Origin of the sequence: Endozoicomonas sp. ALE010, from assembly GCF_049310165.1 — a bacterium.
Taxonomy (GTDB): domain Bacteria; phylum Pseudomonadota; class Gammaproteobacteria; order Pseudomonadales; family Endozoicomonadaceae; genus Endozoicomonas.
The window spans coordinates 278,277-294,980 of sequence record NZ_JBLYNV010000001.1; the positions used below are offsets into that span (position 1 = coordinate 278,277).

Below are 16,704 nucleotides of genomic sequence, written 5' to 3' on the forward strand. Positions count from 1 at the left end.
ACATTGCTGCGTTAATCGACGCAAAAGCCCCTGTTATCAGGGGCTTTTTATTTTTATCATAGTTATTTAGATACCAGATGAGTGATGGCCTGCAATATGGACACGGCAACACCAGAATCCCATTTCACACCAGAACTGATCGCGTGGATAAAAGACAACATCCCGCTACTGAATAATATGGAAGTCAGTTTTGATCAGTTCAAGGATGGAGAATTAGTAATCAGCTGCCCACTGGCACCCAATATCAACGATAAAGGAACCGCTTTTGGTGGTAGTATTGCCGCGCTGGCCACCATCTGTGGCTGGCTGTTTACCACCCTTCACGCCAGAACACGTGTAAAGGACTGCGCTGCCGTTATTGCCGATTCCCAACTGACTTACCATGCTCCCGGCAAAGGCCGCATATCAGCCCATTGCAGTGCCGTGGTTCCCGACAGGTTTTTTGATCGTTTGAATGAGCGCCGCAATGCCAAACTGGAATTAACGGTTGAATTATATTCAACAGAGAAAGAAGAGCAGTCATCCATAAACATCGCAACCTACAAAGGCATTTATGTGGCGATGCCTGAGTAACTTACAGTTGCTTGATCATCTTGCTCAACTGATCAAGCAACGGTTTATCCAATTTCACCCGTCCCGAGTAGGCCGACTGAATATAGAGATCCACAATCGATAATAGTTGCGCACCCAACGCGTCATTTTCAGCGTTTACTCGCAATGCGAAATCTTTAGGCCCTTCCCCTGTCTGGCGTTCAAAACCCCTGGCAACCAGCTTGCGTTCCAGTCGTAACCAGAGCTTTTGATAAGGATTGAGCGCAGGCCTTTGAAAGAGAGCAAAGACCCCAAAAAGCAGCAGAAACAGCGCTAATAATGCACCGAGCACACCGACCTGCTGCCAGTAAAAAGACGAAGTACCAAACAACTCCTTCATAAAAGACTGCTGCTTTTCCTGCTGGTACTGCACCACAGACTTCTGCCAGCGGTACTCAAGTCGCTCCCAACCCTGTCGAACCGACTTGAAAAAGCCGGTTTGACCCAAACGATAAGCCAGAGGAATCTGCCCCTGCAACAATCCACCCTGATCAATCATGTCATCAATGCCAAGCTCAATACGTTCCGGTGCTACCGCTGCGGTGGGGTCAAATCGAATCCACCCCTGCCCTTCAACCCAAATCTCCGCCCAGGCGTGGGCATCTCGCTGAAGTACTCTGACCACCTTTTCTTCGGGTAAGTACTCCCCTCCGAGATAACCGGTCACGATGCGTGCTGGTATCCCCACCGAGCGCATCATAAACACAAAGCTGCTGGCATAGTGCTCGCAAAACCCTCTGCGATGGACAAACAGGAATTGATCGACCTCATTCTGCTCCATCAACGGTGGCGACAGTGTGTAGTAAAAAGGCTCCTGATTGAAATAGTCCATTACCCGTCGTCCCATGGTAACCGGATCCCGGCCAGACTGGGCAAACAACTGTTGCGCCAACATACGACTCTGGGCGTTACCATTGTCAGGCAAAGACTTATTAAGAGCCAGTAACCAGGAAGGCATAGTCATCGTCTTCGCAACCACGCTCTGTTGCGCAGGCTGATACAAGCGTCGTTCAAAAACAGGCTTATCTGCTTCCAGTCGTAAGGTTCTCAAAACTGTTGTTTCCGGAACCGCTACTGCAGCCATCCCGAGAACGGGAAGCCACTGTCGACCATTGGGCTCCAATAACACCTCATAGTTATACTGCCCTGGCTGAACCTGCCACCAGCCATCATTCACTGGCAATCTACCCCGCCAGTCTCGCTCATCATCGATTTCTCCCGGGAACTGATTTAATAAACGTATCAGGTCACTTTGCCACCACCGCTCACCATCGTACTGATCAAGAACCAGCGTTCTCCAATAACGTTCCCCGGCCGGTGGTACAGAACCCGTAAACTGAGCCCGAAAAGCCAACTCATAAGACTGGCTGAGTCTTGCCACATCACCTGGCTGCATCGCGTCAGACAGCCCGGTTTTAGCTTCTCCTTCAGGCCAGGGCACTGCCCATAATGGACCAAGACGGGGAACAAAAATAAACAGAGCCAACGTTAAAGGCAGGGCTTGCAGCAGAATAAGGCCGGAAAAACGAAGACTGCCTTTTATGGAGAAACTGGCGGAAGCACTGGATGTTGGCAAATACATCGCATGAATCGCTGCGACTAACACACCCAGGCACAATAACTGGTATAGCGCCTGCATCAGGGACTGGGAATAAATCACCCCGGCCCCCACCACAAAAAAGCCGATATAGGCGATCACCAACGCATCTCTGCGGATCTTCATCTCCAGCATTTTCAACGCGTAACCCGTCACCAGGAAGGTCACAGCCAATTCCAGTGAAAACTGCCAACCCGAGGACGTAATGATGATGACCAGGGAAAGGGCAACCAAAAGACGTCTTAACAGATCTGATGGCCAGGAGCCCCTGCCAAACCAGATCAGTGCACGCCACATCAGGGTAAGCACCAGTAGAGGAAGCACCGCAATGGGCAGGACCTCAAGCACCGGCAATGCCACCATAACCTGTGCCACCAGAAGCCAGAGCGTGGCATAACGGGAAACAGCCGGGCTATCCATTTATTCCTCCAGCCATACCCTGATCCAGCTCATACAACGCCAGCATCTCCAGGCACTGCTTTAAATGTACCTCACCGGTTGATGGTGCCAGTTGCTGCCCTGCCAGTGCCAGACCATAGGCATATTGTTGCTTATCACACTGCAAACACCAGGCGGTCAGAACCGAAAGCTTTTGCTCAAGATCTCCTTCCGGCACCTGATCCAGGGAAAACCAGAGTTCACGGCCTGATGGCTGATCAAACTGCTTGGTCAACAGCTCTTCTGTTCGGGCATAGCCTTTCCAGAAGACATGGGAAGGGGTATCTGTCTGCTGATAAGTTCTGAATCCGGCAAACTCTTCAGAACCTGATGTCGTCAATGACCGCTCACCATCGTCTGTGGTCTCATTCTCCGGTAACGGGTATCGATCATCCGGAGCCGGATAAACCAGCGAGTGAAAATCCAGACGAACCCAGCTCCATGCCCGACATAATTCCAAAGGGTAAATACTTTCTATACGCAGTCGCCCGGGCCGGAACCATCCCCGCAATCCAGCCTGAGCAAGCAAGCCCTGCTCACGATCGCTGTCAAAACTCACGACAACGGATTCGGTATCGGGCCAGCCAATAGCAATAGAATAACGCGGCCGCCGTTCACTGAGACATTCTATCGAAACCGGTATCCGCTCACCGGCAAATCCGGCTTCTGCCCTCTTGGCCACCAGGGTAATGCCGGCCAGATTACGCCACGTATGAATAATGGCTAATAAAAACAGGCTCAGCATAAAGAAGCAGAGACCATAAGCCAGTGAATTACGGTAATTAACCGCCACCAGAAAAATCACCAGCACCAGGGAAAGCCAGAAAAATCCCGAGCCTGTCGGTACAATATAAATACGACGCTGGTTAAGCTGAATTCGAGTTGCTCTGGGTGTGCGCTGATCAGCCCACTGCTGAAAACGCTGGTTCAGCCGACGCCGGGATGCAGTAACAAGTGAGTCTTTCATTGATGAACCACTCAAGCCATGGCATTAATACGGGCAAGGAGTTCACCGGGCGATATACCCTGTTTCTGCATGGTCAGCCGGTGCGTGGCAACCGGGACAAACACGGCCTGAATATCTTCCGGAATCAGGTAGTCCCTGCCGTCTATATAGGCCCAGGCCCTGGCTGCCTGTAACAATGCCAAACCCGCCCTTGGGGATAAACCAACGGCAAAATAACCCTCTTCACGGGTGGCCTTCAGTAATCGCAGCACATAATCCAGCAAGAGATCACTGGCGTGGACGTTATCGACTTCCTGCTGCATCAACAGAAACGCCTCTGGTGTCACTGACTGCCCCAGCTGGCTGACCAGAAATCGCCCGGCCTCACCCCGGAGAATGGCTTTTTCTGAGTCGGTATCCGGGTATCCCATGGGAATACACATCAAAAAGCGGTCCATCTGCGATTCTGGCAGTGGAAATGTTCCCTGTTGTGTCAACGGATTCTGGGTGGCAATCACCACAAACGGCTCAGGCAGCGATCTGCCCTGCCCTTCTATGGTCACCTGTCGTTCTTCCATGGCTTCCAGAAGTGCACTCTGGGTTCGCGGTGAAGCGCGGTTAATTTCATCCGCCAGCAGCAGCTGGGAAAACACAGGACCCGGCTTGAACTGGAATTCAGATGATGCCCGATCAAAAATGGAAACGCCCAGAATATCGGCCGGCAACAGGTCACTGGTAAACTGGATTCGTTGATATTCCAACCCCAGCAATCGGGCGAGTGACAGTGCCAGTGCTGTTTTCCCCATACCAGGCAGATCTTCGATTAACAGATGGCCCCGGGCTAACATACAGCACAATGCCAACCGAAGTTCCCGGTCTTTACCCCGAATAACACCAGACAGCGCGTCCAGAGAGTTCTGCAGCGTTGAGTTCATAAATCATGATTCCAGCTTTGTTCTTATTAAAAGCGCCATCCCCGGGCAGCACTGGGCTTACAACAACTGCCTGAGTCCCTTTTCCAGATCGGCTTTCAGGTCATCAATATTCTCAAGACCAACGGCAATACGAACCAGACTTTCTGTAATGCCTGACTTTATTTTGTCTTCATCGGATAAACGACAATGTGTTGTTGTTGCCGGATGGGTGATGGTGGTCCGGGTATCCCCCAAATTGGCAGTACGGGACATAATCTGAACACTGTCAATCACTTTCCAGGCGGACTCCCGACCACCGCTCACTTCAAAGGCCAACACGCCACCAAAACCCTGCTGCTGTTTTTTCGCCAGCTCATGGCCCGGATGGGAGTTCAACCCGGAATAATGAACGCGTTCCACAGCCGGATGCTGACTAAGCCAGAGTGCCAATTCCGAAGCGTTTCGACAGTGCGCGTCCATACGCACAGAGAGCGTCTCCAACCCTTTATAAAACACCCAGGCATTGAACGGACTCATGGTTGCACCCGCAGACCGCTGCCATAAGTGGACTTCATCCACGAGCTGTTTTCTGCCAACCACCATGCCTCCAAGGCAACGTCCCTGACCATCAATGTATTTTGTGGCCGAATGCACCACCAGATCCGCACCAAAAGAGAGTGGACGTTGCAGGGCCGGAGTACAGAAGCAGTTATCCACCATAAGCAAGGCGTCGTGACTGTGAGCAATATCCGCCAGCCGTTCAAGATCAGCCACATCACTCAATGGATTAGAAGGGGTTTCCAGAAATAGAAGACGGGTTTGTGGTGTCATCGCCTCTTGCCACCGTTGATAGTCCACCAGATCAACAAATGTGGTTTGCACACCGAACTTAGCAAAATACCGGGCAAAGACAGTGAATGTTGTGCCAAATACATTGCGGGAACAAACGACATGATCACCACTTTTCAGCAGCGACATACAGGTGCCAAGGATAGCGGCCATACCAGAAGCCGTGGCACAGGCGGTAATGTCGTCTTTAATCTCACTGCCTTCCAGCACCGCCATGCGCGCTTCCAGCATCTGGACTGAAGGGTTGGTATAACGGGAATAGACGTTACCCGGTTCATCCCCGGCAAAAACTGCCTGAGCATGGGCAGCACTGTCATAAACAAAACTTGAACTCAGATAAATGGCTTCACTGTGCTCACGCTGATCACTGCGAAACGAACCTGCCCGGATGGACTGAGTTGCAAATGCCAAAGTCTCAGTCAAATCATGATCATTCATGGAACTTCCTGAATTACCGCGTATTTTTTTGTAATTTATACCTTTGCCAGTCCGTTAACATACCAGAACACAGAACAAATCCACAGCCTGCTTTGAGCAAATTTCCGTTATCATTGTCAAACGGAAATACTCACCGCTGGAATCAACCGACAATATGGCACCAACACTGCTTCTGATTGATGCTCTGAACCTGATACGTCGCATCCATGCGGCCATTCCCTCAAGGGAGCCCCGGGCCGATGACAACCAACAGGTGGATGGGGCATTATCTGCAACACTGGCATCCGTGCAAAGAGCCATCAAAGAGTGTAACCCAACCCATATTCTGATGGTCTTTGATGGCGACCCTCCTACCTGGCGACACCAGCTTCTGCCAGGATATAAAGCACAGCGCAAGCCGATGCCGATAGTCTTACGACAGAGACTGGTTGAATTTAATAGTGCTTTCCGCGAGATGGGATTAATGACATTTCGTCGTAACGGCATAGAAGCTGACGACGTGATTGGTGCCATTACCCACAAGGCCATTGCCGTCAATGTCAACACGGTGATTCTGTCAACGGATAAGACATACCGGCAGCTGTTGCATTCGCCCCTGGTCATACAGCGGGATCATTTCCAGAAAGTGAATTTTGACAGTGCCTCTGTGTGCACAGAGTATGGAATGCCCCCTGAAAAGTTACTGGACTACTGGGGTATGGCGGGTGTTGGCGATGTTCCCGGTGTTGAAGGCGTAGGAAAGAAAGGCGCGACTGAGCTACTTAGCCGGTTTGGCAGTTTGCATGGGATATTCGAGCCTGAAGTGGCACATGGGGAAAAGGTGAAAGGTGCGCTGAAAAAGGTATTGGAGCAAAGAGAACAAGCCGAGCTATCGGTACGTTTGGCAACGTTACAGCATGATGTGGCGTTAGGGTTGAGCTTAAAAGACCTTCGATACCAGGAGACAACTCAGGGTTAGGCGACCACACCGGGACCCGACGCTGTCACGAAGCCCGGAAAAACGAAATTTGAGAGACGAAGGGTTACCGGCAGTAACCGGTCATAATATCGCTTCTACATGAACTTTTTACCGATCTACAAGTCTGCTGATCTATAGCATGTCGCATCTACCAAAGTTTAAAGTCAGGAGTGTTATTATGGATCGAGCAGGTTCATGCATTGAGCTTCGGAGTTACCGACAGGCTCCACAAAACAATTCTGAATCGGTTGTGAGGCAGGATGATCGAAGTTGTGGGACCAGGGCGTTTAAATGGATTGTCCGTCACCCTTTTCTGACAGCAGTTGCAACCGTAGGGTTGCTTGGGGCCGTGTCTGCTGGCATTTATGGCTTAACGCTGTTGGGTGCAGCAGCGCCTGTGGCAACGGCATTGTCTGCCCGAAATGTAACCGCCAAAGACCTGGCAACCAATACCTCGACCACCAAAACCCCGACAACCGAAGCCTCGACCACCGAAGCCTCGACCACCGAAGCCTCGACCACCGAAGCCCCGACCACCGGAGCCCCGATCTTTGGATCAGAAGATGAGAAAGACTTGAACTCCCTTTGCAAGGCTCCCAACTGCACTTTTTATGCAAAAAGCGCTGAATGCACAGAAAATCGCCGGGTTAGACCGATATGTTGTTACACATTCAACCCATATTGGGCGAGCTGGAATAACGGAGAAACCGTCGATTGGAATTACCCTACCGTTACACATTTGAAATGCGCCTCATCATCATCACAATGTACCAATAATTCTTCATTAGCCATTGGCGCAGAGCGTGTTTACAAAAATGGTAGTGGATTTACCTATAATTCAGTAGATGAACTTTGCCAATCCAAAGGATGGGGTAAAGCTATTTACAGAATCCCCTGATACCCGTACGCCCTGATTGTCAGGGCAACCACCGTGCCGAATCCGGCAAGTTCGTTTTCCAGCCAAAAACATAGGTAAAAATTATCATCCCCAACTTCGATTTTTCCACACGCCCTTGGCGAGGCTGCCCCGAACCCGCTAAAAGTGAAAAGAAAAAAGACAGGCCCGTGCTGGAGGCCACCATCACTGTACTCACGTCAAAAGACGAAAAGCCCGCTGGCTGCAGCAAGTGGCCGATGCCCGACTCAGCATCTTTTTTATATAAAACACTGGATTTGTATTTTGCTCTGTAAGGGTATTTTTTTATAGCCATTGAGCCTAATGGTTCTGCGGGCTTTCATGATTTTCACTACTTAGATGAAGGATTACCAACAGTAAACGGCCATATGTCGCTTCTACGTGAACTTTTTACTGGTCCACGGATCTACAAATATGCGTGATGCCAGCTACCAAAGTTTTAAATTAAGAGTGTTATTATGGATCGAGCAAGTTTTTCAAATATTGAGTTTCATAATTACGCACAAGCCCCACCAAACGATACTGAATCGGGTGTAAAGCAGGATGGTCGAAATTGTGGGACCAGGGCGTTTAAATGGATTGTCAGTCACCCTTTTCTGGCAGCAGCTGCAACCATAGGGTTGCTTGGGGCTGCGTCTGCTGGCATTTATGGCTTAACCCTGTTGGGTGCAGCAGCACCTGTTGCAACGGCGTTGTCTTCCCGAAATGTAACCACCGAAACCCTGGCCACCAATATCTCAACCACCAATATCTCAACCACCAATATCTCAACCACCAAAGCCCCGACCACCGAAGCCCTGACCACCGAAGCCCTGACCACCAAAGCCCCGACCACCGAAGCCCTGACCACCAAAGCCCCGACCTTTAGATCAGAAGGTGAGAAATTCTTGAACGAATGCAAGGCTATCTGCACTTTTAATGCAAAAAGCGCTGAATGCACAGGAAATCCCCAGGTTAACCCGGCATGTTGTCTAGGATCCCTCAACTCCTCATATTGGATGAGTCGGCCAAACGGAGAACCCGTCAATTGCAGAACAAAATCACAAGCATGTACCAATAAATCTTTTTTATTGAGTGGTGGTAACAGTGTCTTTCATTCAATGAAGGACTTTTGTCAATCCAAAGGGTGGGGTAAAGCTATTTACAGAATCCCCTAACACCCGTATGCCTTGGTTGCCAGCCGAAAAATCAGAGGCAAACATTAACACCCCCATGTCGATGTGCTGCAAAGGGCAGTGCATCAGCGAAAAGAAAAAAGACAGGCCGTGCTGGAGGCCACCACTGTTGCTGTGCGCAGGTCAAAAGACGAAAAGCCCGCTGGCTGCAGCAAGTGGCCGATGCTCGACTCAGCATCTTTTTATGTTCGGCAAATAGCTCCGCCATTCACTTGACAAATCGAATTTTTATCCTCAGTTTTCTGTCGTCCTCGCTACGGGCGCTTTTCTTGGACAGCCTCTTGCTGGATGAAGGATTACCAACAGTACCCGGCCAAATGCCGCTTCTACATGAACTTTTTACTGAACCACGGATCTACAAATGCACATGACGCCATCTACCAAATTTTTAAATCAGGAGTGTTATTATGGATCCAGCAAGTTGTTCAAATTTCGAGCTTCATAATTACGCACAAGCTCCACAAAACGATACTGAATCGGGTGTAAGGCAGGATGATCGAAGTTGTGGGACCCGGGCGTTTAAATGGATTGTCCGTCACCCTTTTCTGACAGCAACTGCAATCATTGGGGTAGTTGGGGTTGCGTCTGCTGGCATTTATGGCTTAACCCTGTTGGGCGCAGCAGCACCTGTTGCATCAGCGTTGTCTTCCCGAAATGTAACCGCCAAAGCCCTGGCCACCAATGCCTCGACCACTCAAGCCTCGACCACTCAAACCTCGACCACTCAAGCCTCGACCACTCAAACCTCGACCACTCAAGCCCCGAGCTTTTTTAGATCATATGATGAGGAAAAATTGAACGCCCTCTGCAGGAGGCACGATTGCACTTATTATGCAATAAACGCTACTTGTTCAGAAAATCACCGGATTAAAACGATATGTTGTGACGCACCCACCCCATATTGGAAGACCGGGTTTCTCGGACGAGACTACATTGTCAGTAACGGTAAGATTACACCTCTTAGCTGCGACAATGGTAAATCAGAACTATGTACCAATCATTCTCCATTATTCTATAGCTACAATAATATTTTAAATAGACTTGATTCAACTGATCGTTATTGTCAACACCTTGGTTCGGGCAACGCCATTTATAGAATCCGCTAATACCCGTATGCCCTGGTTGCCAAAGCAGCCAGTGTGCCGAATCCGGCGGGTTCGGTTTCCAACCGAAAAATCAGAGGCAAACATTAACATCCTCATGTCGATAAGCTGTAAAGAACATTGCATCACCGAAGAGAAAAAGCCTGAAGCGTAGCGTAAGCCGATGCCGATGGTCTTTCGCCAGAAGCTGGTTGAATTCAATAATGCTTTCCACCAGATGGGACGAATGAAGATTCGTCATAACGGCATAGAAGAAGACGACGTGATTGGTGCCATTACCCACAATGCCAATGCCGCCAATGTCAAAACGGTGATTCTGTCAACGAATAAGGATTACCGGCAGCTGCTGCATTCAGGTCGAATGGGTGAGTCGAAGAATTAACGATATTAACCGGCCAAAAGGTCGCTCCTGCGTGAACTTTTTACTGATTCACCGATCTACAATAGGGCATGACGCCATCTACCAAGTCTTAAAGTCAGGAGCATTATTATGGATCGAGCAGGTTATTCAAATCTTATTGAGCTTAAGAATTACGGTCAGGTTCCACAAAGCGATGCCGAATCGGGTGCGAGTCAGGATAAACGAAGTTTTGGAACCAGGGCGATTAAATGGGTTGCCAATCACCCTTTTCTGGCAGCAGCTACAGCCATTGGGTTGCTTGGGGCCACTTCAGGTGGTATTTATGCCTTAACCCTTTTAGGTGCAGCAGCTCCTGTTGCAACGGCGTTGTCTGCCCGAAATGTAACCCTTCCAGGTGCAGTAGTTCCTGATGTAACGGCGTTGTCTGGCCAAAATAAAACTTACAACACCACGACCACCAAAGTACCGACTACCAGACTAACGTCTACAGAAGAACCGACTACCGAAGAACCGACCTGTACAGCAGTATGCGTTACATGTACAGGAAATGATAAGGTTAATCCGTTATGTTGTAATGAACTTCTCCCACTACGCCGAGTGCGTGTCGCAACTTGGAAAAGCAATCCAGACGGAGTAGTTCCCGCTGATCGTTCTATAACGTGCTATCAAAATTCATCACAATGCACCAATAAATCTGGTTTACTCACAATCCCAAGTGACAAATATTCTTTCGGCGTATATCACAATTCGATGGATGCTTTTTGTCAAGACAAAAAGTGGGGCAGCGCTAATTATACAGTTGCAGCAGCGCCTGTTACAACGGCTTTGTCTGGTCGACATACAACCAACAAAAGACCGATCTCCAAAACCACGACCACCGAAGCCCTGACCACTAAAACCCCGGCCACCGAATCCTCGACCATCGGAGCCTCGATCACCAAAACCCCGACAACCAAAGACTCGACCACCAAAGACTCAACCATCGAAGACTCGACCACCAAAACCCCGACAACCGAAGACTCGACCACCAAAGACTCAACCATCGAAGACTCGACCAACAAAACCCCGACAACCGAAGACTCGACCACCAAAACCCCGACAACCAAAGACTCGACCACCAAAACTCCGACAACCGAAGACTCGACCACCAAAACCCCGACAACCAAAGACTCGACCACCAAAGACTCAACCATCGAAGACTCGACCACCAAAACTCCGACAACCGAAGACTCGCCCACCAAAGACTCGACCACCGAATCCCCAACCTCTAGACCGGGTTAATCCGATATGTTGTAACTCGAACAACAACCCATATTGGGCGAGCTGGCCAAACGGAGAAACCGCCAGTGGCGGTTTACGTTTGACATGCGATCCCTTCAGATCACCAGCATGTACCAATAAATCTCCATTAAGCAAAACGAGTCAGAGATCCCCTTCGTTATGAAGATCAATAATATCACTCTCCGCCTGACGACTATCATCATTCCGGCTGGAAGCCAGCTGCTCCAGATAATGAGCATCAATATTACCGGCTACATAACAACCATCAAACACGGAGCAATCGAAATCGTTAATGGCCTGGTTGAGAGAAGAAACCGCTTTCTTAAGATCATCCAGATCCTGAAAAATCAGTTTATCGGCACCGATCAGTTCACAAACCTCCTGATCCGTACGACCATGGGCAATCAGTTCTTCCCGGGTTGGCATATCAATGCCGTATACATTGGGATAACGAATGGCAGGAGCCGCTGAACAGAAATACACCTTTTCGGCCCCGGCATCCCTGGCCATCTCAATAATCTGCTCACAGGTGGTGCCACGGACAATGGAGTCATCCACCAGCAGCACATTCTTACCGGCAAACTCCTGATGAATGGCATTCAGCTTCTGCCGTACAGACTTCTTGCGAATGGCCTGACCGGGCATGATAAAGGTCCGGCCAATATAACGATTCTTAACAAAACCTTCCCGATAAGGCAGACCCAGGCGGGTTGCCATCTCCAGGGCAGAGTTTCGGCTGGTATCCGGAATGGGCATCACCACATCAATATCATGATCAGGCCATTCCCGGAGGATTTTATTGGCCAGCGTCTGCCCCATACGCAGACGGGACTGATAGATAAAAATACCATCCAGGCTGGAATCCGGGCGGGCCAGATACACGTACTCAAACATGCAGGGAGTCAGCTTACCGGGTACACACTGGAAAGTATGGAGCTGCCGCTGCTCATCAATATAAATGGCTTCCCCCGGAGCAACATCACCCACCAGCTCAAAGTCCAGGGCATCAAGGGCCACTGATTCTGAGGCCAGCATATACTCAGCACCGTTCTCAGTCTCCCGCTTACCGTATACCAGCGGCCGAATACCATGGGGATCCCGGAAACCAACCATGCCATGACCATTAATCAGGGCCACCACCGCAAAGCCACCTTCACAGCGCTGGTAAACACCGGTTACTGCGTTGAAAATATCTTCTGCCAGCGGTTTATGCTTACCCTCTTTGGCCAATTCATGGGCAAAAACATTCAGCAGGATTTCAGAGTCGGAGTGGGTATTAATGTGGCGGAGGTCACTGACAAACAACGACTGTTTGATATCATCCGCATTGGTCAGGTTGCCGTTATGGGCTAAAGCGATGCCATAAGGCGAGTTAACATAGAATGGCTGGGCTTCTGCTGAACTGGAAGTACCCGCCGTCGGGTATCGAACATGCCCAAGGCCGGAGCAGCCATTAAGCCGCTTCATATGACGGGTACGAAAGACATCCTTCACCAGCCCGTTATCTTTACGCAGGAAAAAGCGACCTTCATCAAGAGTCACCATCCCCGCAGCGTCCTGCCCCCTGTGTTGCAGCACAGTCAGCGCATCGAACAACAGCTGGTTAACATTCACCGTTGCCGAAATACCGACAATTCCACACATGCACTCATCCTCAGGATTGATCAGCTAATATCGTTATCGGAACTAATGATTAAAATTGCCTGTTCAATCACTTTAAACCCGTTTATCCCTGATAACGGAGAGCCTGAGATAATACGCTAAATCAGTGGATTACGAAAACCACAACTTTCCTTAAGACCAGCAAACTGCTAAAAAGTTTTTGCACAATACAGAACAAGTGACTATGGTTAATCTAGTTTAATTAGCTAGAAAGTCCCACCATGACAAAAGATTCAAACCAGATAACCGTTGGTATGCATGAAGCAAAAACCAGGCTCTCGGAATTAGTGCGCCTGGCTCTGGAAGAAAATGCCGACATTATCATTACCCAGCGTAAAAAACCGGTCATGCGGCTGGTGCCATATACAACAGTCGCAGATAACAGGGGGCATGGGTTATTAAAGGGGAAGGTTGCTTACGATAAGAGCATTACCGATACGTCGGTCGAGGTGAATGACAGCTCTTATTCAGGAATCTCAGAGCCATGCCAAAGGGCATCAAAAACACCCATGGAAACCCTGCGGGGATCGGTACTTTCCTATGATGACCCAACCACCCCCGTTGCCGATGAAGACTGGGAGGCCAACCATTGATTGTCCTTGATACCCATATCCTGATCTGGTGGCTGTCCGGCTGTCATAAACTCAGTACAGCCGCACGTAATGCCATTGAACAGGAACAGAAAAACAACGGTTGCCTGATAGTATCCACCATCACCAGCTGGGAGATCGCCATGCTGGTCAACAGAGGCCGACTGAATCTGACCATGGATCTGGACTCCTGGCTGGGATTGGCGCAGCAGGTGGATTCACTGCATTTCGACCCCTTAAGCAACAAAGTGGCCATTGAATCCACCCGATTACCTGGCCAGTTCCATAAAGACCCGGCAGACCGGATTATTGTCGCGCTATCCAGATCATTAGCCGCACCACTGGTAACTGCCGATGAGAAGATACTGACTTATTCTCATGTAAAAACCATCAGTTAGTCAGCTTTGCATCAACGGCCCCATAACATCAACAACCGTCTGCTTGGACCAGTCAGCCAGCATCATAAAATGGGGTAAAAGCACCGACTGCTGCCAGGCCTGATCCTGCTCCAGGGGAGCCAGCGTCATCAGGCCAACGAGAATCGTCACCAGTAAACAGCCTCGCAAACCACCAAACGCCATGCCCAGAATACGGTCAGTACCCGACAACCCCGTCGCCTGAACCAGTTCAGCAATAATACGATTAACCAGCGCACCGACCATCAGCGTTGCCACAAACAGCAAGGCACAGGCGGCCATTACCCGAACGGATGGAGTGGCTATGTAATCAGTCAATCGCTCTGACAGGGCACCACCAAACGACCAGGCAACAAAAATAGCGGCCAGCCAGGTCAACAGGGAGAGAACCTCTTTAAAAAAACCGCGCTTTAAACTGATAAGCGAGGAGATGATAACAATACCGGCGATCAGCCAGTCGATCCAGGTGAAAGTCAATACCTAACTCCTTAACAAACAATGGAACCAAGCTATGCTGGAAGCTGTCTAAATACACGATAACTCTGTGGCTGATCAATAATACAGCAAACACTCTCTTTAACGACAGTAAGATAGCGCAGCAGCTAGTACATGGTTTCAATGAGTTTGACGTGTACAATCTCCGTTCGCCCTGAGCGAAGTCGAATCTCCGCTCACCCTGAGCGAAGTCGAATCTCCGCTCACCCTGAGCGAAGTCGAATCTCCGTTCACCCTGAGCGGAGTCGAATCTCCGCTCACCCTGAGCGGAGTCGAATCTCCGTTCACCCTGAGCGGAGTCGAATCTCCGTTCACCCTGAGCGGAGTCGAAGGGTGCTTGGCACGATCTATCAGAGTCCGGCGTTTCCGCCCTTCGACTGGCCCTCAGGATGAACAGGGTGCACGGGTATTAAAGCTTTTCTGCACTGACTGAAATAATGGAGCCCTCCCCATGAAGGATTTATACCAGACAGACTTTTACAGCTGGACTCAGCAACAGGCAGAACTGATACGCAGTGGCCGGATAGCCGAACTGGATCTTCATAACCTTCTTGAGGAAATCGAGGGCATGGGCCGAAGTGACTACCGGGCACTGCAATCCCGTCTGACAGTACTGCTGATGCACCTGCTGAAATGGCAATACCAACCAGACAAACAACTCACCGGCCATAGCTGGGAAAGCACCATCAAAGAACAGAGAAAACAGATACGCCGACAGTTAAGGGCTAACGTCGGCCTGAAGTCAAAAATTCCTGAAATGTTGCCTCTCGCCTACGGAGATGCAGTGGAAGATGCTCATGACGAAACCGGGATACCAGCCTCATCATTTCCGAACCTGTGCCCATGGCGGTTTGAAGAGGTGGTCGATGCCAATTTCAAACCCTGACCACCATCAAGGACAATGACCAATGAGTTGTCTGAAAATGACTTCCCTATTTTCATTCCCTGACTCCGTTCGGACTGAGCTTGTCGAAGTTCGGTGGCACGCCCCTTCGACAAGCCTCAGGGTGAACGGAAATAAAAAACAATTCCTAAGCTGAGGGTTACTCATGCCATGAAATCACCTCAAACTCTTCCATAGGTATCCTCAAAACGCTCAATATCATCTTCACCAAGATACCCGCCACTTTGAACTTCGATCAATTCAAGGTCAAACTTCCCCGGGTTCTCCAGCCGATGCACCGTTCAAATAGGAATATAAGTGGACTGATTTTCGGTTAACAAAACCTCTTTCCCATCAATTTCCACCAGTGCTGTGCCCTTCACCACAATCCAGTGCTCAGCCCGATGATAGTGCTTCTGTAACGACAACCTGGCACCAGGTTTGACCATAATGCGCTTGACCTGAAAACGCTCACCCATATCAATGGCGTCATAAGCTCCCCAGGGTCGATAGACCTTCCGGTGCAGATTCACCTCAGGTCGTCCTGCGACTTTGAGCGACTCAACTACCTTCTTGACATCCTGCACCTGATCTTTATGTGCAACCAGAATGGCATCGTCGCTTTCTACCACAACAAGATCATTGACACCAACCGTTGCAATCAGCTTTTTCTCACTGCGTACATAGGTATTGGTAGTATCCTGTAGCAGAACATCCCCCTGAACCGAGTTCCCCAGATCATCCTTGTCAGAAATATCGGCAAGAGAAGACCAGGAACCAACATCAGACCATCCCGCATCCAATGGAACAACAACGGCATCCGTCGTTTTTTCCATCACCGCATAATCTATAGACTCATCCGGGCATGCCCTGAAGGCTTCTTCTTCATCCAGCCGGATAAAATCAAGGTCAGGATTCTGAACCATCATCGCTTTTTCACAGGCTGCCAGGATATCTGGCCGGAACTGCTTCAGTTCTTCAAGATAACGGGAAGCCTTAAACTCGACTCTCAAGTTTCTAATGCACGAGTGTTTGATATTCAGGCAAACGATACTTGAGTGAAGCAGTTGGCATCATTCTCCCCAGCTCCC

Annotated in this window: 17 protein-coding genes and 1 pseudogene; 10 read left to right on the forward strand and 8 right to left on the reverse strand. The window is 49.7% G+C overall.

Annotated features, from left to right (window positions below; genetic code table 11):
• Positions 1-84 precede the first annotated feature (84 nt).
• A complete protein-coding gene (locus ACO6UY_RS01020) occupies positions 85-573 on the forward strand; it encodes a YiiD C-terminal domain-containing protein (RefSeq protein ID WP_422488810.1) in 489 nt (162 codons plus the stop codon).
• Between the two features lies 1 nt (position 574).
• On the opposite strand, the gene ACO6UY_RS01025 is transcribed toward ACO6UY_RS01020, so the two are convergent.
• The 4 genes from ACO6UY_RS01025 to ACO6UY_RS01040 are packed head-to-tail and all read right to left on the reverse strand — an operon-like array spanning position 575 to position 5,773.
• Positions 575-2,608 carry a transglutaminase TgpA family protein gene (locus ACO6UY_RS01025; RefSeq protein WP_422445122.1) on the reverse strand — a complete coding sequence of 678 codons (2,034 nt, stop codon included), beginning with the start codon at positions 2,606-2,608 and terminating at the stop codon, positions 575-577.
• On the reverse strand, positions 2,601-3,593 hold the full coding sequence (locus tag ACO6UY_RS01030) for a DUF58 domain-containing protein (RefSeq protein ID WP_422460112.1): 993 nt from the start codon (positions 3,591-3,593) through the stop codon (positions 2,601-2,603). The genes ACO6UY_RS01025 and ACO6UY_RS01030 overlap by 8 nt, the downstream gene beginning before the upstream one ends.
• An 11-nt stretch (positions 3,594-3,604) precedes the next feature.
• The gene (locus ACO6UY_RS01035; protein ID WP_422460114.1) at positions 3,605-4,507 is read right to left on the reverse strand and encodes an AAA family ATPase; all 903 of its coding nucleotides are present in this window, start codon (positions 4,505-4,507) and stop codon (positions 3,605-3,607) included.
• Positions 4,508-4,564: 57 nt separating this feature from the next.
• On the reverse strand, positions 4,565-5,773 hold the full coding sequence (locus ACO6UY_RS01040; RefSeq protein ID WP_422445128.1) for an O-succinylhomoserine sulfhydrylase: 1,209 nt from the start codon (positions 5,771-5,773) through the stop codon (positions 4,565-4,567).
• A 154-nt stretch (positions 5,774-5,927) separates the two neighbouring features.
• Between ACO6UY_RS01040 and ACO6UY_RS01045 the strand changes: the two genes are divergently transcribed.
• On the forward strand, positions 5,928-6,731 hold the full coding sequence (locus tag ACO6UY_RS01045; protein WP_422445130.1) for a 5'-3' exonuclease H3TH domain-containing protein: 804 nt from the start codon (positions 5,928-5,930) through the stop codon (positions 6,729-6,731).
• A gap of 178 nt (positions 6,732-6,909) precedes the next feature.
• Positions 6,910-7,629 carry a hypothetical protein gene (locus tag ACO6UY_RS01050; RefSeq protein WP_422488812.1) on the forward strand — a complete coding sequence of 240 codons (720 nt, stop codon included), beginning with the start codon at positions 6,910-6,912 and terminating at the stop codon, positions 7,627-7,629.
• A gap of 19 nt (positions 7,630-7,648) precedes the next feature.
• Here ACO6UY_RS01050 and ACO6UY_RS01055 read toward each other — a convergent pair whose 3' ends face one another.
• Complete coding sequence (locus ACO6UY_RS01055) at positions 7,649-7,942, reverse strand: hypothetical protein (RefSeq protein WP_422488813.1); 294 nt, start codon at positions 7,940-7,942, stop codon at positions 7,649-7,651.
• Between the two features lie 163 nt (positions 7,943-8,105).
• Here ACO6UY_RS01055 and ACO6UY_RS01060 point away from each other — a divergent pair, with 163 nt between their 5' ends.
• The 4 genes from ACO6UY_RS01060 to ACO6UY_RS01075 all read left to right on the forward strand — a co-directional run bounded on the left by ACO6UY_RS01060 (position 8,106) and on the right by ACO6UY_RS01075 (position 11,567).
• Positions 8,106-8,804: a hypothetical protein gene (locus tag ACO6UY_RS01060; protein WP_422488815.1), complete on the forward strand. Its 699-nt coding sequence runs from the start codon at positions 8,106-8,108 to the stop codon at positions 8,802-8,804.
• Between the two features lie 425 nt (positions 8,805-9,229).
• On the forward strand, positions 9,230-9,928 hold the full coding sequence (locus ACO6UY_RS01065) for a hypothetical protein (RefSeq protein ID WP_422488816.1): 699 nt from the start codon (positions 9,230-9,232) through the stop codon (positions 9,926-9,928).
• Positions 9,929-10,088: 160 nt separating this feature from the next.
• A complete protein-coding gene (locus tag ACO6UY_RS01070) occupies positions 10,089-10,307 on the forward strand; it encodes a hypothetical protein (protein ID WP_422445140.1) in 219 nt (72 codons plus the stop codon).
• An 804-nt stretch (positions 10,308-11,111) separates the two neighbouring features.
• Entirely contained in the window at positions 11,112-11,567 is a 456-nt protein-coding gene (locus ACO6UY_RS01075; RefSeq protein WP_422488817.1) for a hypothetical protein, read from the forward strand.
• A 141-nt stretch (positions 11,568-11,708) separates the two neighbouring features.
• Here the strand turns inward: ACO6UY_RS01075 and purF are convergent, their stop codons facing one another.
• Positions 11,709-13,211, reverse strand: coding sequence for an amidophosphoribosyltransferase (purF, locus tag ACO6UY_RS01080; protein WP_422445144.1), 1,503 nt, complete (start codon positions 13,209-13,211; stop codon positions 11,709-11,711).
• Between the two features lie 239 nt (positions 13,212-13,450).
• On the opposite strand from purF, the gene ACO6UY_RS01085 reads away from it, so the two are divergent.
• Positions 13,451-13,822 carry a type II toxin-antitoxin system Phd/YefM family antitoxin gene (locus tag ACO6UY_RS01085; protein ID WP_422488818.1) on the forward strand — a complete coding sequence of 124 codons (372 nt, stop codon included), beginning with the start codon at positions 13,451-13,453 and terminating at the stop codon, positions 13,820-13,822.
• Positions 13,819-14,217 carry a type II toxin-antitoxin system VapC family toxin gene (locus tag ACO6UY_RS01090; RefSeq protein ID WP_422488819.1) on the forward strand — a complete coding sequence of 133 codons (399 nt, stop codon included), beginning with the start codon at positions 13,819-13,821 and terminating at the stop codon, positions 14,215-14,217. Before ACO6UY_RS01085 ends, ACO6UY_RS01090 begins: the two co-directional genes overlap by 4 nt.
• Here the strand turns inward: ACO6UY_RS01090 and ACO6UY_RS01095 are convergent, their stop codons facing one another.
• On the reverse strand, positions 14,218-14,712 hold the full coding sequence (locus ACO6UY_RS01095) for a CvpA family protein (protein WP_422488821.1): 495 nt from the start codon (positions 14,710-14,712) through the stop codon (positions 14,218-14,220). It lies immediately after the preceding gene.
• Between the two features lie 469 nt (positions 14,713-15,181).
• On the opposite strand from ACO6UY_RS01095, the gene ACO6UY_RS01100 reads away from it, so the two are divergent.
• Positions 15,182-15,616: a DUF29 domain-containing protein gene (locus ACO6UY_RS01100; RefSeq protein WP_422488822.1), complete on the forward strand. Its 435-nt coding sequence runs from the start codon at positions 15,182-15,184 to the stop codon at positions 15,614-15,616.
• 179 nt (positions 15,617-15,795) lie between these two features.
• Here the strand turns inward: ACO6UY_RS01100 and ACO6UY_RS01105 are convergent.
• A pseudogene (locus tag ACO6UY_RS01105) lies at positions 15,796-16,614 on the reverse strand (mannose-1-phosphate guanylyltransferase/mannose-6-phosphate isomerase); the annotation flags it as partial.
• Positions 16,615-16,704 lie beyond the last annotated feature (90 nt).

Excerpts from the sequence above, each read along its gene's own strand:
- ACO6UY_RS01020 (WP_422488810.1), top strand. The coding sequence starts at position 85 with ATGGCCTGCAATATGGACACGGCAACACCAGAATCCCATTTCACACCA.
- ACO6UY_RS01025 (WP_422445122.1), bottom strand. The coding sequence starts at position 2,608 with ATGGATAGCCCGGCTGTTTCCCGTTATGCCACGCTCTGGCTTCTGGTG.
- ACO6UY_RS01030 (WP_422460112.1), bottom strand. The coding sequence starts at position 3,593 with ATGAAAGACTCACTTGTTACTGCATCCCGGCGTCGGCTGAACCAGCGT.
- ACO6UY_RS01035 (WP_422460114.1), bottom strand. The coding sequence starts at position 4,507 with ATGAACTCAACGCTGCAGAACTCTCTGGACGCGCTGTCTGGTGTTATT.
- ACO6UY_RS01040 (WP_422445128.1), bottom strand. The coding sequence starts at position 5,773 with ATGAATGATCATGATTTGACTGAGACTTTGGCATTTGCAACTCAGTCC.
- ACO6UY_RS01045 (WP_422445130.1), top strand. The coding sequence starts at position 5,928 with ATGGCACCAACACTGCTTCTGATTGATGCTCTGAACCTGATACGTCGC.
- ACO6UY_RS01050 (WP_422488812.1), top strand. The coding sequence starts at position 6,910 with ATGGATCGAGCAGGTTCATGCATTGAGCTTCGGAGTTACCGACAGGCT.
- ACO6UY_RS01055 (WP_422488813.1), bottom strand. The coding sequence starts at position 7,942 with ATGGCTATAAAAAAATACCCTTACAGAGCAAAATACAAATCCAGTGTT.
- ACO6UY_RS01060 (WP_422488815.1), top strand. The coding sequence starts at position 8,106 with ATGGATCGAGCAAGTTTTTCAAATATTGAGTTTCATAATTACGCACAA.
- ACO6UY_RS01065 (WP_422488816.1), top strand. The coding sequence starts at position 9,230 with ATGGATCCAGCAAGTTGTTCAAATTTCGAGCTTCATAATTACGCACAA.
- ACO6UY_RS01070 (WP_422445140.1), top strand. The coding sequence starts at position 10,089 with ATGCCGATGGTCTTTCGCCAGAAGCTGGTTGAATTCAATAATGCTTTC.
- purF (WP_422445144.1), bottom strand. The coding sequence starts at position 13,211 with ATGTGTGGAATTGTCGGTATTTCGGCAACGGTGAATGTTAACCAGCTG.
- ACO6UY_RS01085 (WP_422488818.1), top strand. The coding sequence starts at position 13,451 with ATGACAAAAGATTCAAACCAGATAACCGTTGGTATGCATGAAGCAAAA.
- ACO6UY_RS01100 (WP_422488822.1), top strand. The coding sequence starts at position 15,182 with ATGAAGGATTTATACCAGACAGACTTTTACAGCTGGACTCAGCAACAG.